This window comes from Nonomuraea endophytica (genome assembly GCF_014203235.1).
In the GTDB taxonomy this organism is placed as follows: Bacteria; Actinomycetota; Actinomycetes; order Streptosporangiales; family Streptosporangiaceae; genus Nonomuraea; species Nonomuraea endophytica.
On record NZ_JACHIN010000005.1, the window covers coordinates 691,238 to 715,703 of the forward strand.

A 24,466-nucleotide genomic window follows, 5' to 3' on the forward strand; every position below is an offset into this window, starting at 1 on the left:
ATCGATTGCGTCCCGCGACGGAAAGGGTCACGATGCTCCCCGGACTGGCAAGGCTCGACCACATCGGCTTCACCGTCCCCGACATCGACGAGGCCAGGGCGTTCCTCGTGGACGTGCTGGGCTGCGAGTTCATGTACAAGCTCGGCCCCTACGAGCACGCCGACGACTGGATGGCCGACCACCTCAACGTGCACCCCCGCGCGGTCATGCGCGAGCTGCACTTCTTCCGCTGCGGCGGCCAGGCCGTCTTCGAGGTCTTCCAGTACGAGGCCCCCGACCAGAGCAAGACCCAGCCCCGCAACAGCGACGTCGGCGGCCACCACATCGCCCTGTACGTCGACGACATCGACGCCGCCGTCGCCTACCTCAAGGAGCGCGGCCTGACCGTGCACAGCGGCCCGACCGCCAGCAGGGGCCCCAGCGAGGGCCAGCGCTGGATCTACTTCCTGTCCCCGTGGGGCATGCAGTTCGAGCTCGTCTCCTACCCGGACGGCAAGGCGTTCGACCGGGGCGTCACCAGCTGACCGCCACATACTGGGTCTCCAGGTAGTCCAGCAGTCCCTCGTGGCCGCCCTCCCGGCCGACGCCGCTCTGCTTCATCCCCCCGAACGGCGCGGCCGGGTCGCTGACCAGCCCCCGGTTGAGTCCGATCATCCCGGCCTCGATCCGCTCGCCGATCCGCAGCCCGCGGGCCAGGTCGCCGGTGTAGACGTAGGCGACCAGCCCGTACTCGGTGTCGTTGGCCAGCCGCAGCGCCTCCTCCTCCCCGGAGAAGGCCACGATCGGGGCGACCGGGCCGAAGATCTCCTCGCGCAGGATCGGCGCGTCCGGGCGTACACCCGTCAGCACGGTCGGCTCGTAGAAGAAGCCGGGACGGTCCGGCCGCGCGCCGCCGGAGAGGGCCTTCGCACCGCCCGCCAGCGCCTCCCTGACCAGGCCGTCCACCTTGTCCACGGCCTCCTGGTTGACCAGCGGGCCGACCTCGGCGCCGGGGTCCGTGCCGGGCCCGAGGCGCAATGCCGACATCCGGGCGGCCAGGCGGCGGGCGAACTCCTCGGCGACCGGCTCCTCGACGTAGAAGCGGTTGGCCGCCGTGCACGCCTCTCCGGCGTTGCGCATCTTGGCGATCATCGCGCCCCCGACCGCGGCGTCCAGGTCGGCGTCGGCGAAGACGAGGAAGGGGGCGTTGCCGCCGAGCTCCATCGAGCTGTTGACCACCCGGCCCGCGGCCTCGTGCAGCAGCAGGCGGCCGACCTCGGTGGAGCCGGTGAAGGAGAGCTTGCGCACGCGGGAGTCGCGCAGCATGGTCGCGACGACCTCGCCGGAGCGGCGGGCGGGCACCACGTTGACCACGCCGGGCGGCACGCCCGCCTCCTCAAGCAGCCTGGCCAGGGCCAGCGCGGTGAGCGGGGTGTCGCTGGCGGGCTTGAGCACGACCGTGCACCCGGCGGCGAGCGCCGGGCCGATCTTGCGGGTGGCCATGGCGGCGGGGAAGTTCCACGGGGTGACCAGGACGCAGACGCCGACCGGGCGGCGCAGCACCAGGATGCGGTTGCCCCCGGACGGCGCGGTCATCACCTCGCCGCTCGCGCGCACGGCCTCCTCGGCGTACCAGCGGAAGAACTCGGCGGCGTAGGCCACCTCGGCGTGGGCGTCGGGCAGGGCCTTGCCGTTCTCCCGGGAGATCAGCGTGGCCAGGTCCTCGGCCTGCTGTCCCATGAGCTCGAACGCCTGGCGCAGGACCTCGGAGCGGTAGCGCGGCGTGGTGGCCGACCAGGACTCGGCCGCGTCGGCGGCGGCGGAGACGGCGGCGAGCGCGTCGGCCGGAGTGGCGTCGGCCACCGACGCGATCACCTCGCCCGTGGCGGGATCTGTGACGTCGAACCGGCCGCCGTCGGCGGCGGGCGCTGATCGACCCCCGATGTGAAGCATGGGAACCTCCCGGTTCAGTACGGGTTGGCGATGACGAGGTCCTGCGCGGGGAAGAGCGTGAGCAGGCGGGCGCCGTCCTCGGTGACGACGACCTCCTCCTCGATGCGGGCGGCGGAGAAGCCGTCGCTCGCCGGGCAGTACGTCTCCAGCGCGAAGACCATGCCGGGACGCAGCTCGACCGGCTCGCGCATGCTGTTGAGCCGCGAGATGATCGGCCGTTCGTGCAGGCCCAGGCCCAGGCCGTGGCCGAACTGCAGGCCGAAGGCGGCCATCTCGTTCTCGAAGCCGAACTCCTCGGCCCTGGGCCAGAGCGCGGCGATCTGGTCGGTGCCCGCGCCCGGCTTGACCGCGGCGATGGCGGCGTCCATCCACTCGCGGGCCCTGGCGTAGGCGGCGCGCTGGGCGGCGGTGGCGCTGCCGACGCCGAAGGTGCGGTAGTAGCAGGTCCGGTAGCCGTTGAAGGAGTGGATGATGTCGAAGAAGGCCTGGTCGCCGGGGCGGATGAGGCGGTCGGAGAAGTTGTGCGGGTGCGGGTTGCAGCGCTCGCCGCTGACCGCGTTGACCGCCTCGACCTGGTCGGAGCCCATCTCGTAGAGGCGTTTGGCGACCAGGGCGACGATGTCGTTCTCGCGCACGCCGGGCCTGAGCGCCTGGACGACGTCGTGGTAGACGCCGTCCACCATGGCGGCGGCCTGGTTGAGCAGCGTGATCTCGTCGGCGGACTTGATCTCGCGGGCGTCCAGCATGTGCTGCTGGGCGTCGCGCACCCGAAGACCCTGACGCTCCATCTCGAACAGGAACGGCGGCTCCACGAGGTCCACGCCGACCGGGGCCGAGGGGTCGTCCAGCAGGTCCTTGAGCTGGGTGACCGCCTCCCTCATCAGCCCGGCGCTGGGCGCGATCGCGCCGCGCAGGCCCAGCATCCCGGCGTGGCAGTCGGCCGGGTCCAGCCACGGGCTGAACAGGCGGTGGTGGCGGGCGGCCGAGCCGAAGTCCCAGAGCATCGGCGGCTTGTCCCTGGTCAGCAGCGCGTAGCGGGTCATCTTGTCCCCGAGCGCGCCGCCGATCCAGGTCTGGGTGACGTAGCGGATGTTGTAGAAGTCGAACAGCAGGAAAGCGCCGCACTCGCTGGCCTCCAGGGCCGCGCGGGCCCGTTCCAGCCGGTAGGCGCGTAAGCGGTCGAAGTCCAGGCGCTGCTCGAAGTCGACCGCCATGTGTCCGGGGGCGGGCAGCGGCCGCGCGTCCTCAGGCATGGCCGAGCCCGTCGTCCACGGGCACGCTCTCCGGCTTCAACTCCAGGCCGGACGCGGCGGCCTGCAGGTCGAGCAGGATCGCGAAGTCCTCGTCCACCCGGCCGCTGCTGACGCTGGCCTGCACGAACTGGGCGGTGAGCGCGGCCAGCGGCATGGGCACGTCGAGCTCGCGGGCGGCCTCCAGGCCCAGGTCGAAGTCCTTGCGCAGCAGCACGGGGGTGAAGGTCGGGGTGTAGTCGAGGTTGACGAAGGCGGGCGACTTGTAGCGGGTGAACACCGAGCCCATGACGCTGTTGTTGAGGAACTCCAGGAAGGCGTGGCGGGGCACGCCGCCCTTCTCGGCCAGCACGGTGATCTCCGCCAGGCACTGGGTGACCACGCCGAGCATGAGGTTGTGCGCGATCTTCACCAGCCGGGCGGTCTCGCCCTCTCCGGCGTAGGTGACCGCCTTTCCCAGGCGGGCCAGCAGCGGCTCCACCCGGTCGTAGTCCTCGCGCGGCCCGGAGACCACCAGGCTCAGCCCGCCCGAGGCGGCCACCTTCGCGTTGCCGCTCACCGGAGCCGCCAGGAAGGCCGCGCCGCGCTCGGAGCAGGCCAGCCTGGCCTGCGATGAGGCCTGCGCGGAGACGGTGGAGCAGTCCACGACCAGGCCGGGCGCCCGCTCGCCGCCGAGCAGCTCGCCCAGCACCTCGGCGAGGTCCTCGGAGGTGGACAGCATCGTGAACACCACCTCGCGATCGCGCAGCTCCGCGATCGAGGACGCCACCGTGGCGCCGAGCCCGGTGAGCGGCTCGGCCTTGGCGCGGGTGCGGTTCCAGACGGCCAGGTCCGTGCCGGGCTCCGCCAGGCGTGCGGCCATGGCGTATCCCATACGGCCGGTGCCGATCCAGCCGACTCTCATCGTGCCTCCCCATCGTTACGCAATCGATTGCGTTGCCAGCAGCATGGGAGTATATTCCCCAACATGTCAAGAGCCAAGCAATCGACTTCGCTGACGTTAGGAGCCTTCAGCCCGTCAGTGCCGCTGCGGGTGTGCCGCCGCCTCGGCCTGCTGGACAGACACGGCCTGACGGTGGCGGAGGAGCCGGTCGCCTCCTCGCCCGCGCAGTTCCGCGCGCTGCTGGACGGCCGGGTGGACGCGGTGCTGACCAGCCCGGACAACGTGCTCGCGTACCGCTTCACGCCCGGCAACCCGCTCGGCGAGACGGCCGACGTGCGCATCGTGTCGGCGGTCGACCGCGGCCTGGGCCTGGGCCTGTACGCCCATCCGGCCCTCCGCCTGCCCACGCCGTCCAGCCCGGTGACCGCCGGCGTCGACGTGCCCGGCTCGGGGTTCGCCTTCGGGCTCTACACGCTGATGGAGCACGTGGGCCTGCGCGAATACCAGGTCGAGGCCATGGGCTCCACCCCCCGCCGCCTGGAGGCGCTGCTGGCCGGGCGGTGCGACGTCACGATGCTCAACGCGGGCAACGAGCTGATCGCCGAGGACCGTGGCATGGTACGGCTGGCCGGGCTGGCCGAAGTCTGCGGGCCGTACCTGGGAACCGTGCTCGCCGCCAAGGGCCCGGACCTCGCGGCGGCGCGGGCGCTGGCCGAGGCGCTGCGCGAGACCTGCGACCGCATCCTGGCCGGGACGGCCGACACGCTGGTGCTCGAAGAGGCCGGCGCGGCGCTCGGCCTGACCGAACCGCTGGCCCGCCGCTACCTCCGGCGGCTCAAGGACCCGCTCGACGGGCTGATCCCCGGCGGCGGCGTCGACCTGGGCGCGCTGCGCACCGTGCTCGGCCTCCGGCTGCGCCATCTGCCCGACGAGGGGCTGGACGGCGCGCTCGATCCGGCGCGTGGTCTGATCGAGGTATGACCCCCGCCCCCCGACTGCTCCTGGCCGTCCCCTTCGTCAGCACGCTCGACCGCTTCGCCATGCCGCCGATGATGGTCTCGATGGCCGCCCAGCTCGGGCTGCCGCTGTCGCAGGTCGTGCACGCGGTCGGCGCCTACGTGCTGGCGTACGGGATCATGCAGCCGGTCTGGGGGATGGTCTCCGACCGGGCGGGGCTGGTCAGGACCATGCGGGTGGCGCTCGCGCTCGGCGCGGTGAGCACGATCGCCTCGGCCTTCACCGACTCGGCGCTCGCGCTGGCCCTGACCCGCGGTCTCGCGGGGGCCTGTTTCGCCGCGGCGATCCCCGGCAGCCTCGTCTACCTGGGCGACACCGTCCCGGCCCAGCGCCGCCAGCGGGAGATCACGAACCTGATGGCGGGCGTGGCCGTGGGCACCGCGGTGGCCTCGACGGCCGCGGGCGTGCTGGTCCAGTACTCCACGTGGCGCATCGCCTTCGCCGCGACCGGCCTGGCCGCGCTGGCCCTGGCATGGGCGCTGGCCCGCCTGCCCGCTCCCCCGCGCCCGCGCGCCCACCTCGGCCTCGTCGCCCCGCTGGCCGCCGTCTCCCGCTCGCGGCCCGCGCTGCTCGTGCTCGCGCTGGCGTTCGTCGAGGGCGGCGTGCTCATCGGCGTGCTGACGCTGCTGCCCGCCGCGGTCGAGGCGGCGGGCGTGAGCGCGGCCGTCGCGGGCGCGGTCACCGCCGCCTATGGCATCGCGGTCCTGGCGTTCTCGCAGCTCGTCGGCTTCCTCTCGCGCCGCGTGCACGCCTGGCGGCTCATCGCGTACGGCGCCGCCGCCGCCGTGGCCGCCTGCGCGCTGGTGGCGCTGTCCAGATCGCCGGCCGCCGCGCTCGCCGGAGCCACCCTGCTCGGCGCGGCGTGGGCCGCCATGCACTCCTCGCTGCAGACCTGGGCCACCGAGGTGCTGCCGGCGGCCAGGGCCACCGTGGTGTCGGCGTTCGCCGGCTCCCTGTTCCTGGGCAGCGCGGTGGCGGCCGTCCTGGTCGCCGGTCTGGCCGAGCAGCAACGGTATGCTCAGATCTTCGGCTGGGCAGCGGCGCTGGCCGCCCCGCTCGGCCTCTTCGGGGCCCTGGGACGCAAACGATGGATCCGACCAGAAGGAGAGCCCGGCCGATGAAAGCCAACCGGCCATCCGCTCCGACGCTGCGCGACATCGCCGAGGCCGTCGGCGTCCACACCACGACCGTCTCCCGCGCCCTGAACCCCAGGACGCAGAACCAGGTCGGCGCCGACACCGTGCGCCGGGTGCGCAAGGCCGCCAAGGACCTCGGCTACCAGCCCAACCCGATCGCGCTCAGCCTGCGCACCTCCCGCTCGCGCACGGTCGGCCTGGTCATCCCCGACATCACCAACCCTCTGTTCCCGCCGATCGTGCGCGGCATCGAGAGCGCGCTGGAGGCCGGCGGCTACAGCGGCTGGATCGTCAACACCGACAACGACCCGCAGCGCGAGCGCAAGCTCATCGAGTCGCTGCGCTCGCGGCAGGTCGAGGGACTGATCGTGGCGACCGCGCGGCTGGAGCACCCGCTGCTGGCCGAGCTGCACGCGGCCGGGGTGCCGCTCGTGCTGGTCAACCGGCGGGTCGAGGGCATCGACGTGCCGTGCGTGACGGCCGACGACGCGGCCGGGGTGAGCGCGGCCGTCGCCCATCTGGCCGGGCTCGGGCACACCCGCATCGCCCACCTCGCCGGGCCGCAGACGACCTCGACGGGGGCGGCCAGGGCTCGGGCGTTCCGGCATGCCGTACGGGATCTGGGACTGTCCGACGAGCCGGGGCTCGTCGTGGAGTGCGCGCAGTGGAGCGAGGAGGCGGGGGCGAGCGCGGCGCGCTCGCTGCTGGACGCGCGGACGGATGTCACGGCGGTGGTGGCGGGCAACGACCTGATCGCGCTGGGCTGCTACGACGTCTTCGGCGAGCGCGGCATCGACTGCCCGGGCGACATCAGCGTGGTGGGCTTCAACGACATGCCGTTCCTGGACAAGCTGCGCCCGCCGCTGACCACCGTGCACGTGCCCCACCACGACGTCGGGGTGGAGGCGGCGCGCATGCTGCTCGACGGCATCGAGGATCCCGAGCGGCCCGCCCGGTCGATGCTGCTGCCGGTCTCGCTGGTCGTCAGGGGTTCGACGGCGCCCCGCTGAACCGGTCTTTTACCGTATGGATCGCGCAAACCTTTCGTCTCTTCGGCGTGCACGACAAATCACACTTAGTAGCCTCAGGACGTGTCACGCATGTGGGCGGGGTCCCTGCGCGGACGGGTCACGCTCATCGCCACCGCAGTGGCCGCGTCCGTGCTGATCCCGGCGGGGGTCGGCGGCGTCGCGGTGGCCAGATCCGTGGTGGAGAACGGTCTGTGGCGCTCCACCCGCGAGGCGGCCTCCCAGGTGTCCGCCCAGGTCCGCGACGGTGGGCTGCGCGGGGGCACGATCCCGCTGACCGACGCCACCGTGAACCTCATCCAGGTCGTCGAGCCGGGTGGACGGGTCATCGCGCGCAGCGCCGCCGCCGCCAACATGCCGCCGCTCACCACGATGTGGCCGCCGCCCGACAACCGCATCATCAGCACCGTCATGTGCGAGGACGAGGAGTGCGTCCACCTGAGCGCCATCCGGATCGACACCGCCCCCGACTCCCCGGTCGTCTACGCCGGCCGCGCCACCCCCGGCGTGCTGTCCACGCGGGTGCTGGAAGCCGTGGTGTTCGCGCAGGTGGCGATCCTGGTGGGACTGGCCTCCTGGGCCACCTGGCTGGTCACCGGCCGCGCGCTGCGCCCCGTCGCCGTGATGCGCGCCGAACTCGACGCCGTCAACGCCAGCGACCTCAGCCGCCGCGTCGCCCAGCCCCCGGGTGACGACGAGGTGGCCGAGCTCGCCCGTTCCATCAACAGCACGCTCGCCCGCCTCGAACGCTCGGCCGACCAGCAGCGCCAGTTCGCCTCCGACGCCTCCCACGAGCTGCGCACGCCCATCGCCGGCCTGCGCGCCCAGCTGGAGTCCGCCCAGCTTTACCCGGACGACACCGACGTCGGCGAGCTCGTGGCCGGCGCCCTGCGCGACACCGACCGGCTGGAGGCGATCATCACCGACCTGCTCCTGCTGGCCCGCATCGGCTCGCGCGTGGACGTGGTCAAGGAGTCGGTCGACCTGTCGGAGCTGGTGCGCGAGGAGCTCATGGGCCGCCACGACCTCATCCCCGTTCGCGACGCCCTGGCCGACGGCGTGATCGTCGAGGGGGTACGCATGCAGCTGTCGCGCCTGCTCACCAACCTCCTCGACAACGCCGAGCGCCACGCCGATACCCACGTGACCATCTCCGTGGAGGCCGAGGAGGGCTACGCGGTCCTGGAGGTCGCCAACGACGGGGCCGAGATCCCGACGCAGGACCGCGAGCGCATCTTCGACCGCTTCACCCGCCTGGACGCCGCCCGCAGCCGCGACGCCGGCGGCACCGGCCTGGGCCTCGCGATCGCCCGTGACGTGGCCCTGGCCCACCGCGGCATCATCAGCGCCGAGGAGGCGATCCGCGGCGCCCGCTTCGTGGTACGCCTGCCGCTGGCCCCCGGCACCCAGGAAAACGGACCCACACAAAGGACAGATAACGCGAATCCATAGAAATCACATGGCGCTACCGCGATCATGTGGGGATGACGGAGCAGGCTCCCCAGGGCGTGGACCCGCGGATCCCCAATGCGGCCCGCATGTATGACTATTTCCTCGGCGGCAAGGACAACTTCCAGGCCGACAGGGAACTGGCCGAGCTGGTGCTGGCCGTACTGCCCGAGGCCCGCGAGGGAGCGCTGCAGAACCGGCTGTTCATCGGCCGCATGGTCCGCTACCTCGTGGACCAGGGGATCACCCAGTTCATCGACCTCGGCTCCGGGCTGCCCGCGCGGGAGAACGTGCACGAGGTGGCCCACCGGCACGCGCCCGAGGCCAAGGTCGTCTACGTCGACAACGATCCCGTCGTCTGCACGCACGGCCGGGCCCTGCTGGCCGACCCCGAACGGGTGCTCATGCTGGAGGCCGACGCCCGGCTGCCGGAGCTCGTCCTGGACGACCCCGGGGTCAGGAAGCTGATCGACTTCGAGCGGCCGGTGGCGCTGCTCATGATGTTCTTCCTGCACCTGGTGCCCGACTCCGACGACCCGCACGGGTTCGTGGCGGCGTACCGGGAGGCGCTCGCGCCCGGCGGCTACCTCGCGCTCACCCACCTGAGCACGGACTGGAAGAGCGAGCGCACCCAGCAGATCGTCGAGGTGTACCAGCAGGCCAGCGCCCCGTTCTGTCCCCGCTCGGGCAGGGAGATCGAGGCGTTCTTCGGCGACTTCGAGCTGATCCCGCCGGGGCTGGACACCGGCCTCGGCACGGTCTGGCCGTTCGCCGACCCCGAGGCCACGATGTTCCTGGACGAGGACCTGGCCCGCATGGGATACGCCGGCATCGGCCGCAAACCCGCCCCCTTCTAGCCGTACGGCCCGCCCTCTCGCCGCACTCAGCGACCAAGAGACGGGCCACCCTTCGCCAGAGTTTCCCGAGCCCTCCGGGGGACCTTTCCCCCGGAGTCCCGGACCGGATCCGGGATCGCCGCCGTTTCCCGGGATCCCGGAGGGGTCACCCCTTTCCCAGGATCCCGAGGTGGAGGGGTTAGCTGACCGGTTGCATTGCGGGGGTGCGGGGGTCGGGCTTGTGCTCGTCCTCGTCCAGCAACGTCGCCTCGTCGAACGGCGCCCGCCCCGCCAGCACGTCCAAGGCCCGATCCCGGTCGAACTCCTTGGTCCACGTCCCCACCAGCACCGTCGCCACCGCGTTGCCGGCGAAGTTCGTCAGCGCCCGCGCCTCGGACATGAACCGGTCGATGCCCACGATGAGCCCGACCCCGTCCACGAGTTCGGGCCGGTGCGACTGCAGGCCGCCGGCCAGCGTGGCCAGTCCGGCCCCGGTCACGCCCGCCGCCCCCTTCGAGGCGATGACCATGAACAGCAGCAGGGAGATCTGCTCCCCCAGCCCCAGCGGCGCCCCGGTGGCCGAGGCGATGAAGAGCGTGGCCATGGTCAGGTAGATGGCGGTGCCGTCGAGGTTGAAGGAGTAGCCGGTCGGCACCGTGATGCCGACGACGGGGCGGCTGACGCCGAGGTGCTCCATCTTGGCGATGAGCCGCGGCAGCGCCGACTCCGACGACGACGTGGACAGGATGAGCAGGAACTCGCGCCCGAGGTAGCGCAGCAGCGACCACAGGTTGATCCGGGCGACCAGCCACAGCATCGGCCCGAGCACCAGCCCGACGAACAGCAGGCAGGTCACGTAGAAGCCGATCATGATGACGGCCAGCGACTGCAGCGCCTTGACACCGGTCGAGCCGACGACCGCGGCGATCGCGCCGAAGGCGCCCACCGGCGCGGCCCACATGATCATGGCGAGGATCCGGAACACGAGCCGCTGGATGTGCCCGATGCCGTTGAGGATGGGCGTGGCCTTGGGGCCCATGGCCTGCAGGGCGAAGCCGGCCAGCAGCGCGACGAGCAGCGTCTGCAGCACCTGTCCGTCGGTGAAGGCCGACACGAGCGTGGTCGGGATGATGCCGAGCAGGAAGTCCGTGGTGCTGGCCTCGCCGCCCTTGGCCGCCTCCGCGGCCGCCGACTCCTTGGCCGCGTCGGTCAGCTGCAGGCCGGCGCCGGGGTCGAGCATGTTGCCGACGACCAGGCCGATGACGAGCGCGACGGTCGACATGGCGATGAAGTAGCCGAGCGCGAGGCCGCCGACCTTGCCGACCTTGGCCGCCTTGGTGACCGAGCCGACGCCGAGCACGATGGTGCAGAAGATGATCGGGCTGATCATCATCTTGATCAGCGCCACGAAGCCCGTGCCCAGGGGTTTGAGCTCCTTGCCGACCTCCGGCCAGACGAGTCCGATGGCGATTCCGGCCACCACGGCGACGATGACGGCCAGGTAGAGATAGCGGGTGCGATCACGCATGGGGGGTCTCCGGCTTTGGAGGAAACTTCTGGTTGTGCGACTATGCGCTGCACAGTGACCCAGGTCACCATTGCGTTCATTTCGTACATCGGGAGGATCGATGAGGCGCTGGAGCCTCGCAGGTCAGATGCTCCTGCTGCAGTTGGTGGTGGTCGCCGTCACCGTGGCCGGCGGGGCGGTGCTGGCGGTGGTGCAGGCCCACCACCTGCTCACCGAGGAGGCGGCGAACACGGCGAGCGCGGTCGCGCAGACCGTCGCCACCTCGCCGGACGTGCTGGCCGGCCTCGGCGCGGCCGACCCGTCGGCGACGCTGCAGCCCTACGCCGAGCGGGTACGGCTGCGCGCCGGCGTCGACTTCGTGACCATCATGAGGCCGGACGGCACCCGATACACCCACCCGAACCCGGCGGAGATCGGCAAGCGCTTCCTCGGCCACACCGCCCCGGCGCTGGCCGGGAACACCTTCACCGAGACCTACACCGGCACGCTCGGCCCCTCCAAGCGCGCCGTCACTCCGGTGATGCGCGACGGACGGGTCGTCGCGCTGGTCAGCGTGGGCTTCACAGTCGACCGGATCACCGCCCGGCTCTACGACCAGCTCGTCTGGGGGCTGGTGGCCCTGCTGGCGCTGCTCGCGGGCGGGGCGGGCACGTGGCTGGTCACCGCCCGGCTGCGCCGCCAGACCCACGGGCTCGGGCCGGTGGAGCTGGGGCGCATCCATGCCCACCACGAGGCCGTGCTGCATGCCGTACGGGAAGGACTGCTTCTCGTCGGCAGGGACGGGACGCTGACGCTCTGCAACGACGCGGCCCGCACGCTGCTGGACCTGCCGCCCGACGCGGAGGGACGGCCCGCGCCCGAGCTCGGCGAGGACCGTGTGCACCTGATCGGGGACCGGGTCCTGCAGGTGAGCCGCACGCCCAGCGAGCTGGGGACGGTGGTGACCGTGCGCGACCATACCGAGCTGCAGGCGCTGGCCGGGCAGCTGGACGCCGAGCGGGGCTTCGCCGAGTCGCTGCGCTCGGCGGCGCACGAGGCGGCCAACCGCCTGCACACCGTGATCACGCTGGTGGAGCTGGGGCGGGCCGAGCAGGCGGTGGCCTTCGCGACGGCGGAGCTGCGCTCGGCGCAGGAACTTACCGACCGGGTGGTGGGTTCGGTGCGCGAGCCGGTCCTGGCCGCGCTGCTGCTGGGCAAGAGCGCGCAGGCCGCCGAGCGCGGCGTCGAGCTGGTGATCAGCGAGGACAGCAGACTGGACGACGTGGAGATGGCGGCGCGCGACCTGGTGACGATCGTCGGCAACCTGCTGGACAACGCGATCGAGGTGGCCTCGCGCGTGGAGGTGACGGTGCGCACGGAACCGGACGGGATCGTGGTCAGGGTGAGCGACGACGGCCCGGGACTGCCGGAGCCGGAGGCGTTCGCGAAGGGCTGGACGACCAAGGGCGACGGCAGGGGGCTCGGCCTCGCGCTGGTCGGCCAGGCGGTACGCCGTCTGGGCGGCACCATTGAGGTGGACGGCTCGGCCTTCACGGTGAGGCTGCCGTGATCTCCGTGCTCGTCGTCGAGGACGAGGAGATCACGGCCGAGGCCAACCGCATCTACGTGGAGCGGATCCCCGGCTTCGAGGTGGCCGGGGTGGTCCGCTCCGGCGGCGAGGCGCTGCGCTTCCTGCGCGCCACCCCGGTGGACCTGATCCTGCTCGACCTCTACCTGCCCGACATGCACGGACTCGAGGTCATCCGCGCCGTGCGCGCCGCCGGCCTGCTGTGCGACGTCATCGCCATCACCTCCGCGCGCGACCTGGCGATGGTGCGCTCCGCCGTTTCTCTGGGCATCTCGCAATACCTTCTCAAACCGTTCACCTTCACCGCCCTCCACGAGAAACTCGAGAGGTACGCCAGATTTCGCCAGGACGCCGGGCAGATCATCGGCCAGGGCGACGTGGACCGGGTCCTGGGCACGTTGCGCGGGACCTCGCGCCTGCCCAAGGGCATGCAACAGGACACCCTGGACGCCGTCGCCGCGGAGCTCGGCGCGGCCGAGGAAGGGATGTCCGCGCAGGCCCTGGGCACGGCGACCGGCATGTCCCGCGTCACCGCCCGCCGATATCTGGAGTATCTGGTGGAAATCGGCTCAGCGGTACGGCTTCCGCGCTACGGGGGCGTCGGACGGCCAGAACTTCTCTACCGGATGACCCCGCGCAGTTAATTCGGGGTTCAATTCGGGGGCCTAGCTTCGGGTGGCACCTACGTATCTCAAGGAGTCACCTTGCGAGTCCTGGCCGTCATTCCCGCCCGCGGAGGTTCTGTGGGCGTCCCCCTGAAGAACCTCGCCCCGGTGGGCGGCATCCCGCTGGTCACGCGGGCCGTACGCGCCTGCGTGCGCGCGGAGCTGATCGACCAGGTCGTCGTCAGCACCGACCACGAGGGGATCGCCACCGCGGCGCGCGAGGCCGGGGCCCTGGTCGTGGACCGCCCGGCGGAGCTGAGCGGCCCGTCGGCCTCCAGCGAGTCCGCCGTGCTGCACGCGCTCGACAACGCGCAGGAGGAGCCCGAGGTCGTGCTCCTGGTGCAGTGCACCAGCGCCTTCATCGACCCGGCCGACCTCGACGCGGCCATCTCCAAGGTCCTGGACGGCGGCGCCGACGCGGTCTTCTCCGCCACCGCGACCCACGAGTTCCTGTGGAACGCCGCGGGCGTCGGCATCAACCACGACCGCTCGGTCCGCCTGCCGCGCCAGCAGCTCGACCCGCAGTACCGCGAGACCGGCGCCTTCTACGTCATGCGCGCCGCCGGGCTGCGCGAGCACGGCCACCGCTTCTTCGGCGAGGTCGCCGTCCAGCCGGTCTCCGCGAGCCACTCGGTCGAGGTGGACTCCGCCGCCGACCTGGAGATCGTGCGCGCGCTGGCCCCGTTCGTCGACACCCCGGAGCCGATCGACGTCGACGCCGTCATCACCGACTTCGACGGCGTGCACACCGACGACCGCGCCTACGTCGACTCCGACGGCCGCGAGATGGTCCTCGTCAACCGCTCCGACGGCATGGGCATCGCCCTGCTGCGCCGGGCCGGGGTCAAGCTGCTCGTGATGTCCACCGAGCACAACCCGGTCGTGGCCGCGCGGGCGCGCAAGCTCGGCGTACCGGTGCTGCAGGGCCTGGCCGACAAGGCGACGGTGCTGCGCGACTGGCTGGCCATCGAGGGCCTCGACCCGGCCCGCGTCGCCTACGTGGGCAACGACGTCAACGACCTCGGCCCGATGGGGCTGGTCGGCTGGCCGGTGGCGGTGCCCGACGCGCACCCCCGGGTCCGGGCCGCCGCTCGGGTCGTGCTGACCAGGGCGGGCGGGGCGGGAGCCGTACGCGAGCTGTGTGACCGGGTGACGGCGGCGCGGCCCGAACCCGTGGGCGAGCCCGCGCAGGTCCGTGCGGCGCTGCGGCTGAAGTCGGCGCCGGTGGCGGTCGGCGACATCCTGGTCGGCGACGACCAGCCCGTTTACGTGATCGGCGAGATCGGCATCAACCACAACGGCGACCTGGACCTGGCGCGCAAGCTCATCGACGTGGCGGCCGACGCGGGCTGCCAGGCGGTGAAGTTCCAGAAGCGCACGCCGTCGATCTGCGTGCCGGTGGAACAGCGCGCGCAGATCCGGCAGACGCCGTGGGGCGAGATGACCTACCTGGAGTACAAGGAGCGGACCGAGTTCGGCAGCGACGAATACACCCAGATCTCCAAGTACTGCGACGAGCGGGGCATCCAGTGGTTCGCCTCGCCGTGGGACGTGCCCTCCGTGGAGTTCCTGGAGGAGATGGACGTCCCGGTGCACAAGATCGCCTCGGCCAGCGTCGCCGACCGCGAACTGCTGCGCGCGCTCGCCGCGACCGGCAAGCCGCTGATCCTGTCGACCGGCATGTCCACGCTGCCGGAGATCGACGAGGCCGTCGAGATCCTCGGCACCGACAAGCTGATCATCATGCACGCCACCTCGACCTACCCGCTGCCTCCCGAGGAGGCCAACCTCCGCACGATCACCACGCTCAAGCAGCGCTACGGCGTGCCGGTCGGCTACTCCGGCCACGAGCGCGGCCTGCAGATCTCGCTGGCCGCGGTCACGCTCGGCGCGGTGGCGGTGGAGCGGCACATCACCCTCGACCGGACCATGTGGGGCTCCGACCACGCCGCCTCACTCGAACCGTCGGGGCTGGAGCACCTGGTGCGCGACATCCGCATCATCGAGCAGGCACTGGGCGACGGCGTCAAGCGCGTCTTCCCCGGTGAGGAGGCCCCCAAGGCCCGCCTGCGCCGCATCACCGTCTGATGGCGGCGCTGCTCACGGTGATCGTCCCGGTGCGGGACGGCGAGGCCTACATCGGTGACTGCGTGGCCTCGCTGGCCCGTAACGCGCGGCCGGACTTCGAGTTCATCGTCGTGGACGACGGCTCGGTGGACGCCACCGGGCAGATCGTCGAGGACGCCGCGGTGCCGGGGCTGTCGGTGCTGCGGCACCTGTCGCCGGTGGGCCTGGCCGACGCCCGCAACGCCGGGCTGGCCGCGGCGACCGGCCGCTACGTGACCTTCCTCGACGGCGACGACTGGCTGGCCCCCGGCTACCTGGCCGAGATGGTCGCCGCCATCGAGGGGCTCGGCTGCGACTTCGTCCGCGCCGACCACGTGCAGGTCACCGGCCGCAACCGGGTCGTGCACCGCGCCCCCTGGGCACGACGGAGCGTGGTCGTCGACCCGAAGGAGGCGATCCTGCCGGCCGAGGTGAAGACCATGGTCGACTACCCGTACGCGTGGGCGGGGGTCTACCGGCGTTCGCTGCGCGACCTGCTGCAGTTCCCCGGATCGCTGCACACCGCCGAGGACCGGCCGTGGATCTGGCGGCTGCACCGCGAGGCGGCCACGTTCGCGGTGGTGTCGGCGGCCGGCGTCTTCTACCGGCGGCAGGTATCCGGCTCGCTCACCCAGGTCGGCGACGAGCGGCAACTGCACTTCTTCGACGCCTTCGACCTGGTCTTCAAGGATCTCGAAGCCCGGTACATGAGCAAGGCGGTGCGCAACTTCTGCGCCCTGCTCGCTCACCACCTGGAACTGGCCGACCGCTTCACCCCGGAGTTGCGCGCCCGCTTCACCGAGCGCGGGGCCGCCATGGTGCGCGGCCTGCCCACCGACCTCGTGGCCGACTCGGTCGCGCGGATGTCCGTCGAGCGCGAGGAAGTGCTGCGCGCGCTCGTCCCCGACCTGCCCGACAAGGCCGTGCGCCTGCGCCGGGACCGGGAGGAGCTGGCATGACGCAGGTGTTCTACGCCTCCACGCTCTACGGCGCGATGTCGCTGGCCGCGGCGATCGACGAGGGCGCCTTCGGCCCGCACGAGGGCCGGAGAATGCTGCTGGTGTCGAACAACGCCGCGGTGCCCGAGGTCTCGCTGCCGCTGGACCGCACGCCCGGTTTCGCGGTGCTGCGCTCGCGCTTCGACGAGGTGGTGTCGTGGAACGAGCTGATCGCGCCGCTGCACCCGTCGGCGTGGAAGGCCCGCGTCATCGAGGTGCCGATGATGGAGCGGCTGCTCCGCACGCACCTCAAACTGGAGCAGGTCGACGAGCTGGTGCTGGAGTCGATCGCGGTGCCGCCCGCGCGCACGATCGCCGGCCTGGTGCGCGACTGCCCCATCACCGTCTACGCCGACGGCCTGATGAGCTACGGCCCCACCCGCGACCCGCTGCCCGCCGAGATCTTCCGCCGCATCACCCGCCTGCTCCACCTCGACCTGCTGCCGGGCCTGTCCCCCATGCTTCTCAGCGAGTACGGCGTGGCCGCCTCGACCATCTCCGACGACGCGTTCCTGCGGGTCGTCACCGAGGTGGCCGCGACCGCCCCCGACATGCTGGCCGGTCAGGCGATGATCCTGGGCCAGTACCTGTCGGCGCTGGAGATCCTCACCCCGCAGGAGGAGGCGTCGCTGCACGAGTCGATGCTGCGCGCCCTGGCCGACCTCGGCTACTCCAGCGTCGTGTTCAAGCCGCACCCGGCGGCGGGACGCCGGCACGCCCGGCTGCTGCGGGCCGCGGCCGAGCCGCTCGGCGTGAAGCTGTCGGTGGCCGACGAGACCGTGCCGGCCGAGGTGTGCTTCTCGGCGCTGCGGCCGGAACTGGTCGTGGGCTGCTTCTCGACCGGGCTCGTCAGCGCCCGGCACTTCTACGGGCTGCCGGCCGCCGCGTTCGGGACCGAGCTGGTGCTGGAACGGCTGTCGCCGTTCGAGAACAGCAACCGCATCCCGGCCACGATCGTGGACGCGCTGCTGTGCGACGGGCGGCCGCCGGTGGAAGAGGTGGTCCGCGCGGTCGGCTACTGCATGCAGCCGGAGTCCCATCCCGAGCTGCGCCCGCAGGCGGCGGCGTTCATCGAGGCCCACGGCAGCGGCCGCTACTTCAAGAAGCAGCGCCTCTCCGCCGTCGGCCTGCTGCCCGGCTCCGAGCAGCCGAGCCCGCTGTCTCGGCTCAAGAAGAAGCTCAGCCGCGCCCTGTCCTGAGATCTCCTGACATCCACCCTGGCCCCGTGACAGGGTGGAGTCATGATCGGCAGGTTGAAGCACAGGCTCGCCGTCACCACGATGCGCGCCGCCAGAGCCGCCAACCGCAGCCGGCTGGCCCGGGTGCTGCTGCGTGGACGCAGCGTGCGCGGGCTGCCGCTGGTCAACGTCGTCTACCACCGCGTCTTCCGCATGGGCGTGGCCCCCGGCGCCGTCGTGTCCTACCGAGGCGTGCGCCTGACCGGCCCCGCGTGGGACAACACGATCATGCCGTCGATCTCGGGCGGCTACTACGAGGAGTTCGAGGTCTCGCTCTTCGAGGACCTGGCCGCGCTCGGCGGGCTGGTGGCCGACGTCGGCGCCAACATCGGCGTGTACGCCTGCGCGGGCGGTGACCGGATGCCGTCCGGGCGGCTGATCGCCTTCGAACCGGTGCCGGAGAACCTCGGCCACCTGCGCGCCAACATCGAACGCAACGGGCTGGGCGAGCGCGTCGAGGTGGCCGAGACCGCGGTCGGCGCGGAAGCCGGATCCCTTGAGCTGCACCTGTCGGCGGAGCAGTCCGGCAAACACTCGGCCGACGTCCGCAACGCCGGTCCCGGCGGCAAGTCGGTGACGGTCGCGATGACCACGCTCGACGACTACCTCGACGGCCGGGCCGCCGACCTGATCAAGATCGACGTCGAGGGTTACGAGGGCTTCGTCCTCAAGGGCGCCGCGGCCACGCTCGCCGCGCGCCCGGCGCTGCTGTTCGAACTCCACCCGGAGCTGCAGGCCAACTGCGGCTGCGACACCGGCGAACTGCTCGACCTCGTCTACGCCCACTACCCGCGGGTGTTTCTGATCGACGAACTGCACAACACGCTGGTGCCGTGCGAGCGCGCCTACTTCGACCGCCCCGACGCCGTGGGTCTCTACCGCTCGAACGTGATCGCCGCCGGCCGCCCGGAGCACCTGGAAGTACTCCAACCCCACATCGCCCCACGCTAACGCTCGGCACCCGACACGCGGTCTGGGGCGCCCCAGGCAGCTTCGGGCCGCGGGTTTGAACCGCCCCCAGGCTTCGGGCCGCGCCCCCACGGTTTTGAGGCGCGGGCACCAAGCGGTTCGGGGCGTTTGGTCGGGGTGGTCAGCCGACGCGCAGGGCTCGGGAGAGTCTGCGCTTGGTGCGGTAGCCGATCCTCAGCACCTCGGGCGGCACCTCCACCCGCAGCCGCGCCCGGCGCCGGGCGGCCAGGTGCTCGGTGCCGTCGAGCAGCGAACGGGCCGGCTCGCGCGGACCCGCCAGCAGCTCGTCCAGCAGCCCCACCCACGTCCCCGCCTCGGCCGGGTGGAAGTAGTTGGCCGCCCGCCACGCCCCCTGCGCCTCGCGGAAGGCCCCGTCGGCCAGGTCGTCGAGCGTGCCCAGCAGCCCGCTGCCGTCGAAGACCAGGTTGATCATCTCGGCGCTGACGCCGAAGTCCTCCAGCACCAGCGACGGCACGTCACGGGCGATCGCCTCCAGCGCCGCGGTCGAGCTCACCGTCACAAACCCCGCCGCCACCGCCAGGTGCTCGTCCATCGAACCGGCGGCGAAGCGCAGCCGTCCCGGCTCGCCGAGCTCCTGCCAGAGCCGCTGATAGGGGTGACGCTCGTTGTGGGTCTGCCGCTCGCCGTCCAGGGCGCGCAGCTTGACCACGACGTCCAGGTCGGGGCGGCGCTCGGCCAGCTTGGCCAGGGCCATCAGCACCTGCTCGCGTTCCTCGCGATCGCGCGGCACCTTGGCCTGCGTGGCGAAGACCACCCGGTCGCGCTCGCGCACGTCGGGCTCGAAGCGAGCGCCGTCCTCCTGGACGCGCAGGAACGGCAGGCGGGCGAGCCCCACCCGCCCTCCTCCGCCGAGCCGGCCGGCCACCTCGCCGAACTCGGCCGCCTCCCGCTCGCTGTGCACGACGAACAGGTCGCACCCGCTGCGGAACAGCCAGGCCTTGTCGGTGGCCGGCACCGAGATGCCGGGCAGGCCGGTGACGAAGACGGGCCGGGGCCGCAGCTCGTCGAGCACCTCGGCGACCAGCACGTCCACCACCGGGCCTGTGCACGCCACCACGATCGCGTCGGGTCTGGTCCGCTGCGCCGTACGCCGCAATGACCGGGCCGACAGCACCGGCGGCAGGGGACGGTCGCCGACGGCGGCGGCGATCTGCAACGGCGAGGGGACGATCGGCGTGCGGACCACCGCGAGATCGCGCTCCCAGTCCCCGGGCAGGTCGGCGAGCAGGCAGGACGCCCACTTCAGATATGAGTCAGAGTCGGCAACGGCCAGGATCCTCACCCGGCAACCCCCGTCAGATGTGAGCGAAGCGCCGGGGCCGCCCGGCTGGTCCACCAGTCGTCCGGCACCTCGACCGGTTCGACCGCGACCCCGCGGGTGCCGAGCAGCACGCGCAGCGAGGTGATGGCGGTCGAGGGCAGGCTCAGGACGCGCTGGCTCGCGTCCAGGCCACGAAGCGTGAGTTCGGCGGGGACGCCGACGTCGTGCACGGTGATGCCGGGCCGTTCGCTGATCACGGCCACGTCGATGGGGTCCTCGCGGCGGTGGGGGAAGTAGGCCAGCGGCTCGGTGGCGGCCAGCTCCGTCAGCCAGCGCAGGTAGCGCTCGCGGTGCACGAGCCCGTTGCGGACCAGCGAGGTGCCGAGCACGACCGTGCGCTCGGCCGGACCGGGCGAGCGCAGGGGCTGCGCGCGCAGCCAGCCGAAGTCGTGGGAGACGAGGTCGATGCCGCGCTCGCGCACCGCGTCGGCGAGGTCGTCCTTGACGGGCAGCGCGGTGAACACCGCGGTGCTGGAGCCGGCCAGTCTGAGCGCCGCCGCCGTCCCAAGGACCCTGCGCGGCAGTCCCGCCTTGTGCCTGGCCCTCAGCAGCGCCCGATACGGCCCCGCGGCCAGCAGCTCGAGCAGCCGGAGCGTGGCCAGCCCGTCGTCCACGATGACGATGCGGCCCGGCCGCGAGGTCAGCCAGCGCAGCTGCACCCGCCCGGAGAAGGCGTCACCGACCACCTGGACCGGCCGCGGCATCTCCTCGCTCGGCCTGGCCAGCTCAAGCCCGTCGGGCAGGTCGAGCCCGGCCAGCTCACGGCGCGTGGCCACGAGCGCACGCTGACGCGCCCTCGGCACGATGACCGTGCGCTCACCGAGCAGCCCGGCGTGATGGGCCTCGACGGCGCAGAGCATCTGGAGCGGCGATTCCACCCAAGCCCATTGCTTCTTCACGACGGGTTCAAGCTAGCCCGGTCGCCTTAAGCCGCAGGGAACGCCGTATGAACAATGGGTCGCATGAACTCGCTGCTGCTCAACACCGACGGTGTGCAGATCCCGCAGCTCGGCTTCGGCGTCTGGCAGGTGCCCGACGACGAGGCCGAACGCGCGGTCACCACCGCGTTTCAGGCGGGATACCGCCATATCGACACCGCCAGGCTCTACTACAACGAGGAAGGCGTGGGCCGCGCCTTCCGGAAGTCGGGGCTGCCACGGGAGAAGGCGTTCATCACGACCAAGCTCTGGAACGCCGACCACGGCCGCGCCGAGGAGGCCTTCGAGGAGAGCCTGGCCCGTCTGGGCCTCGACTACGTCGACCTCTACCTCATCCACTGGCCGGTTCCGGATCAGGACAAATACATCCAGGCATGGAAGTCCCTGGAAAAGATCTACCGAAACGGCCGGGCACGCGCGATCGGCGTATCGAACTTCAACGTGGAGCACCTCACCCGGCTCATCGACGAGGCCGAGATCACCCCCTCGATCAACCAGATCGAACTCCACCCGAACTTCCCCCAGACCGCCCTGCGCGCCTTCCACGAGGCCAACGGAATCCTCACCGAAGCGTGGAGCCCGCTGGGCCAGGGCAAGGGCCTGCTGAACGACCCCGCCCTCGCCACATTGGCCGGAAAACACGGCAAATCGCCCGCCCAGATCGTGCTCCGCTGGCACATTCAGCTCGGCAACGTGGTGATCCCCAAATCGGTCACGCCGGCGCGGATCAAGGAGAACATCCAGGTCTTCGACTTCACGCTCGACCCGGAGGACATGGCTGCCATAGGAGCCCTCAACAACGGCACCCGTCTTGGCCCTGATCCGGCAAATTTTAACTGGATGGGATGACCGGCTGGTGCGGCCTTTTGGCCGCACCAAGCCTTGGATGGTCATTTATGAGTTTGTAATCCCCTTGCCCCATGTATTACCTTCAGGTCATCCAAGGCATACGTCCGGGCTACCCGTTCGTTGCCAGACCATCGCAAGCACATCACAGGCTTTGCCTGTGACCGCTGAATCCGCACCCTCGCGGAACCGGGGACCCAGGTCCTTTGGGGTGAATCGGCGCCACGCGCCGTAGGGCAGCTTCCATGCCCGAACCCGTCAGCTAACCCGGTAAGCGGCATGGAAGCAAGGAGTCACCCCACCCGATGGCGAAGCATCGTCTCACCCGTGCCCCCAAGATCGACCTCACCCGCGCCGCTCTCGGCGTGACCATCGCCGCCACCGCGGCGTTCGCGACACACCCCGCCCAGGCCGAGACGCACGCCGCGTCCACAGCCGCCGCGGCGGGCGTACCGGAAACCGCCGTCCAGGCCGAGCCCGGCAAGAAGGCCGGAAGCGACCGGCCCAAGCCCACGGCGGCCCAGGTCCTCTCGCTGGCCAAGAAGCAGATCGGCACCCGCGAGGACGCCAGTGGCGGCGGTACCAAGTTCCAGAAGTGGTACATGTCCTCCCCCCGCGCCGCCGAGACCGTCAAGCGCGACGGCGGCAACCGCCAGGCCTACCTGAACGCCGCATGGTGCGCCATGTTCGTCAGCTGGGTCGGCGAAGAGACCGGCGCCCGCACCACCGTCGGCTGGGACGCCTACACCGTCACCCACGCCAAGTGGTTCAAGAACAACAACCGCTGGGGCGCCAGCGCGAAGCCCGGAGCCGTCGTCTTCTTCTCGTGGAGCGGCAGCAAGAGCCTCAACTCCATCAACCACGTCGGGTTCGTCATCAAGGACAACGGCAACGGCACCATCACCACCGTCGAGGGCAACACCGGCAACGGCAAGGTCGAGGAGCGCACCCGCCCCACCTCCCAGGTCGTCGGCTACGGCTACCCCGACTACTCCGCCTAGCTTCCCCCTCCCCTACCCCCCTCTCTCCCCACCCCCGCTCTCCCCTCCCCAGGAACGGCGCGCCCCCTCCCCCCGGGCGCGCCGTTCCCCTTTTCCCCGCTCCCCGAGCGCGTCACTTCCCCTTCCCCGCTCCCCGAGCGCGCCGCTTCCCCTTCCCCGCTCCCCACTCCACAGCGCTCTCCATCCCTACAGCGCCCTCCCCACCCCCGTCCCCGCGCGCCCCATCCCGCCCGACGCACTCCCTCGCGGCTGTCTCGCCCTCGCGTGCCTTTTCACGCGCGCCTCAAGGGCGTGTGCCTTTCCGTTACGGCAAGCCGCCGCCCCCGCCTCCCGCCGTAGTGGGCGGGCGCCGATCGCCGGGCGCCGCGCACGTCGGACAGGGCCCCCACCGCCACGACGCCCCGTCAGCCCCCTGCCACGGCGCCCCGTCAGCCCCCTCCCACGGCCACCCCACCCCGCGAAGCCAAGAACCACAGCCCCAGCGCAACTCCGGCCACCAGCCCTCACGGCTCGACCTCTCGGCCGCCCCGAGATCCCCAAGGGCCCTATCCCGGTGTTGTCCGATGACCGGGGTGGGGGTGGGCGGGTTAGGGTGGCGGTGATCACATTTGGAGGGGTCATGGGATGGACCGCAGCGGACATCGGCGACCTGTCGGGCCTCACGGCCGTGGTGACGGGCGCCAACAGCGGCATCGGGATGATCGCCGCGGGTGAGCTGGCCAGGCGCGGTGCCGCAACGGTCCTGGCCTGCCGGGACGTCGCCAAGGGCGAGGCCGCCGTCGAGCTGATGAGGAAGGCGGCTCCCGACGCCTCGATCGAGGTCAGGCAACTTGACCTGGCCGATCTGGCATCGGTCCGCGCCTTCGCCGCCGCGTACACCGGCGGGCTCGACATTCTGGTCAACAACGCGGGCGTGATGGCGCTGCCGTACCGGCAGACCGTGGACGGGTTCGAGATGCAGTTCGGGACCAACCACCTCGGGCACTTCGCGCTCACCGGCCTGCTGCTACCGCGGCTGCTGGAGCGTCCCGACCCGCGCGTGGTGACGGTCAGCAGCGGCCTGCACAAGACCGGCCGCATCGACTTCGACGACCTCCAGGGCGAACGCGCCTACCGCAAGTGGGCCGCCTACGGACAGTCCAAGCTGGCCAACCTGCTGTTCGCGTACGAGCTGCAGCGTCGCGCCGCCGGGGCCCTGACCAGCGTCGCCGCCCACCCCGGCTACGCCGCCACCAACCTCCAGGCGGCCGGTCCGCGCATGGAGGGCAACGCGATTTTGGAGTTCGGCTCCCGGCTGGGGAACATCCTGTTCGCCCAGAGCGCCGAACGCGGCGCCCTGCCGCTTCTCTACGCCGCCACAGAGCGCGGCCTGGCCGGCGGCACGTACGTCGGCCCCGACGGCGCCTTCGGCTCACGCGGCTACCCGACCACCGTCGACTCCTCCCCCGCCTCCAAGGACCGCACCGTCGCCGCCCGCCTATGGACGGTCTCCGAAGACCTCACCGGCGTCCAATACGACTTTCCCTCCGATACGGATTCCGCCAAATAGATCTCCCTTTCACCTCAAATAGATCTCCCATCCCGTTATCTATTTGTGATCAGAAACCCTTAACCACACAAGCACCACAAACCCCAATAGCCACACCGGCTAACACATTTCCCTCCCATTAGCAGCACCCGGCCACGCGACGGACCGCACCCAGCCAGCCCGACCACCCGGCGGACCACGCGCCCGGC

General features: G+C 71.5%; 21 protein-coding genes and 1 riboswitch. Of the genes, 15 read left to right on the top strand and 6 right to left on the bottom strand.

Going from position 1 to position 24,466, the window contains the following annotated elements:
* The first annotated feature begins 32 nt into the window (after positions 1 to 32).
* Complete coding sequence (locus HNR40_RS21920) at positions 33 to 524, top strand: VOC family protein (protein ID WP_184964098.1); 492 nt, start codon at positions 33 to 35, stop codon at positions 522 to 524.
* On the opposite strand, the gene HNR40_RS21925 is transcribed toward HNR40_RS21920, so the two are convergent.
* From HNR40_RS21925 to HNR40_RS21935, 3 genes are read right to left on the bottom strand one after another with little or no spacing between them, the layout of a single operon-like run.
* Positions 514 to 1,932, bottom strand: a complete 1,419-nt coding sequence (locus tag HNR40_RS21925; protein ID WP_184964100.1) for an NAD-dependent succinate-semialdehyde dehydrogenase — start codon at positions 1,930 to 1,932, stop codon at positions 514 to 516. The two genes, HNR40_RS21920 and HNR40_RS21925, sit on opposite strands and share 11 nt — an antisense overlap.
* Positions 1,933 to 1,946: 14 nt before the next feature.
* A complete protein-coding gene (locus HNR40_RS21930; RefSeq protein ID WP_184964101.1) occupies positions 1,947 to 3,185 on the bottom strand; it encodes a M24 family metallopeptidase in 1,239 nt (412 codons plus the stop codon).
* The gene (locus HNR40_RS21935) at positions 3,178 to 4,086 is read right to left on the bottom strand and encodes an NAD(P)-dependent oxidoreductase (RefSeq protein ID WP_184964103.1); all 909 of its coding nucleotides are present in this window, start codon (positions 4,084 to 4,086) and stop codon (positions 3,178 to 3,180) included. The genes HNR40_RS21930 and HNR40_RS21935 overlap by 8 nt, the downstream gene beginning before the upstream one ends.
* A gap of 63 nt (positions 4,087 to 4,149) precedes the next feature.
* Here HNR40_RS21935 and HNR40_RS21940 point away from each other — a divergent pair, with 63 nt between their 5' ends.
* The 5 genes from HNR40_RS21940 to HNR40_RS21960 all read left to right on the top strand — a co-directional run bounded on the left by HNR40_RS21940 (position 4,150) and on the right by HNR40_RS21960 (position 9,552).
* A complete protein-coding gene (locus tag HNR40_RS21940; RefSeq protein WP_221340633.1) occupies positions 4,150 to 5,046 on the top strand; it encodes an ABC transporter substrate-binding protein in 897 nt (298 codons plus the stop codon).
* A complete protein-coding gene (locus tag HNR40_RS21945) occupies positions 5,043 to 6,203 on the top strand; it encodes an MFS transporter (RefSeq protein WP_184964107.1) in 1,161 nt (386 codons plus the stop codon). Before HNR40_RS21940 ends, HNR40_RS21945 begins: the two co-directional genes overlap by 4 nt.
* A complete protein-coding gene (locus tag HNR40_RS21950; protein ID WP_184964109.1) occupies positions 6,200 to 7,228 on the top strand; it encodes a LacI family DNA-binding transcriptional regulator in 1,029 nt (342 codons plus the stop codon). The genes HNR40_RS21945 and HNR40_RS21950 overlap by 4 nt, the downstream gene beginning before the upstream one ends.
* A 90-nt stretch (positions 7,229 to 7,318) precedes the next feature.
* On the top strand, positions 7,319 to 8,698 hold the full coding sequence (locus HNR40_RS21955) for a sensor histidine kinase (protein WP_184964263.1): 1,380 nt from the start codon (positions 7,319 to 7,321) through the stop codon (positions 8,696 to 8,698).
* Between the two features lie 32 nt (positions 8,699 to 8,730).
* Positions 8,731 to 9,552 carry an SAM-dependent methyltransferase gene (locus tag HNR40_RS21960; protein ID WP_184964111.1) on the top strand — a complete coding sequence of 274 codons (822 nt, stop codon included), beginning with the start codon at positions 8,731 to 8,733 and terminating at the stop codon, positions 9,550 to 9,552.
* A gap of 178 nt (positions 9,553 to 9,730) precedes the next feature.
* Here HNR40_RS21960 and HNR40_RS21965 read toward each other — a convergent pair whose 3' ends face one another.
* Entirely contained in the window at positions 9,731 to 11,059 is a 1,329-nt protein-coding gene (locus tag HNR40_RS21965) for a cation:dicarboxylate symporter family transporter (RefSeq protein ID WP_184964113.1), read from the bottom strand.
* 100 nt (positions 11,060 to 11,159) lie between these two features.
* On the opposite strand from HNR40_RS21965, the gene HNR40_RS21970 reads away from it, so the two are divergent.
* The 6 genes from HNR40_RS21970 to HNR40_RS21995 are packed head-to-tail and all read left to right on the top strand — an operon-like array spanning position 11,160 to position 18,584.
* Positions 11,160 to 12,608 (top strand): sensor histidine kinase, encoded by a 1,449-nt coding sequence (locus HNR40_RS21970; protein WP_184964115.1) that lies wholly within the window; start codon positions 11,160 to 11,162, stop codon positions 12,606 to 12,608.
* On the top strand, positions 12,605 to 13,270 hold the full coding sequence (locus HNR40_RS21975; RefSeq protein WP_184964117.1) for a response regulator: 666 nt from the start codon (positions 12,605 to 12,607) through the stop codon (positions 13,268 to 13,270). The genes HNR40_RS21970 and HNR40_RS21975 overlap by 4 nt, the downstream gene beginning before the upstream one ends.
* Positions 13,271 to 13,330: 60 nt before the next feature.
* Entirely contained in the window at positions 13,331 to 15,379 is a 2,049-nt protein-coding gene (locus HNR40_RS21980) for an N-acetylneuraminate synthase family protein (RefSeq protein ID WP_184964119.1), read from the top strand.
* Entirely contained in the window at positions 15,379 to 16,356 is a 978-nt protein-coding gene (locus tag HNR40_RS21985) for a glycosyltransferase family 2 protein (protein ID WP_184964120.1), read from the top strand. The genes HNR40_RS21980 and HNR40_RS21985 overlap by 1 nt, the downstream gene beginning before the upstream one ends.
* Positions 16,353 to 17,594 (top strand): polysialyltransferase family glycosyltransferase, encoded by a 1,242-nt coding sequence (locus HNR40_RS21990; RefSeq protein WP_184964122.1) that lies wholly within the window; start codon positions 16,353 to 16,355, stop codon positions 17,592 to 17,594. Before HNR40_RS21985 ends, HNR40_RS21990 begins: the two co-directional genes overlap by 4 nt.
* 42 nt (positions 17,595 to 17,636) lie before the next feature.
* A complete protein-coding gene (locus HNR40_RS21995; protein WP_184964124.1) occupies positions 17,637 to 18,584 on the top strand; it encodes an FkbM family methyltransferase in 948 nt (315 codons plus the stop codon).
* Positions 18,585 to 18,723: 139 nt separating this feature from the next.
* On the opposite strand, the gene HNR40_RS22000 is transcribed toward HNR40_RS21995, so the two are convergent.
* Both HNR40_RS22000 and HNR40_RS22005 read right to left on the bottom strand, forming a co-directional pair.
* On the bottom strand, positions 18,724 to 19,905 hold the full coding sequence (locus HNR40_RS22000; RefSeq protein WP_184964126.1) for a DUF6716 putative glycosyltransferase: 1,182 nt from the start codon (positions 19,903 to 19,905) through the stop codon (positions 18,724 to 18,726).
* Positions 19,902 to 20,822 carry a hypothetical protein gene (locus HNR40_RS22005; protein WP_312896467.1) on the bottom strand — a complete coding sequence of 307 codons (921 nt, stop codon included), beginning with the start codon at positions 20,820 to 20,822 and terminating at the stop codon, positions 19,902 to 19,904. Before HNR40_RS22005 ends, HNR40_RS22000 begins: the two co-directional genes overlap by 4 nt.
* Positions 20,823 to 20,906: 84 nt before the next feature.
* Here HNR40_RS22005 and HNR40_RS22010 point away from each other — a divergent pair, with 84 nt between their 5' ends.
* The 3 genes from HNR40_RS22010 (at position 20,907) to HNR40_RS22020 (ending at position 24,278) form a co-directional block, all read left to right on the top strand.
* Positions 20,907 to 21,731 carry an aldo/keto reductase gene (locus tag HNR40_RS22010; RefSeq protein ID WP_184964128.1) on the top strand — a complete coding sequence of 275 codons (825 nt, stop codon included), beginning with the start codon at positions 20,907 to 20,909 and terminating at the stop codon, positions 21,729 to 21,731.
* Positions 21,732 to 21,883: 152 nt separating this feature from the next.
* A riboswitch (cyclic di-AMP (ydaO/yuaA leader) is annotated at positions 21,884 to 22,020 on the top strand.
* A 13-nt stretch (positions 22,021 to 22,033) separates the two neighbouring features.
* On the top strand, positions 22,034 to 22,729 hold the full coding sequence (locus HNR40_RS22015; protein WP_184964130.1) for a CHAP domain-containing protein: 696 nt from the start codon (positions 22,034 to 22,036) through the stop codon (positions 22,727 to 22,729).
* A gap of 619 nt (positions 22,730 to 23,348) precedes the next feature.
* Positions 23,349 to 24,278 (top strand): oxidoreductase, encoded by a 930-nt coding sequence (locus tag HNR40_RS22020; protein WP_184964132.1) that lies wholly within the window; start codon positions 23,349 to 23,351, stop codon positions 24,276 to 24,278.
* Positions 24,279 to 24,466: the final 188 nt, after the last annotated feature.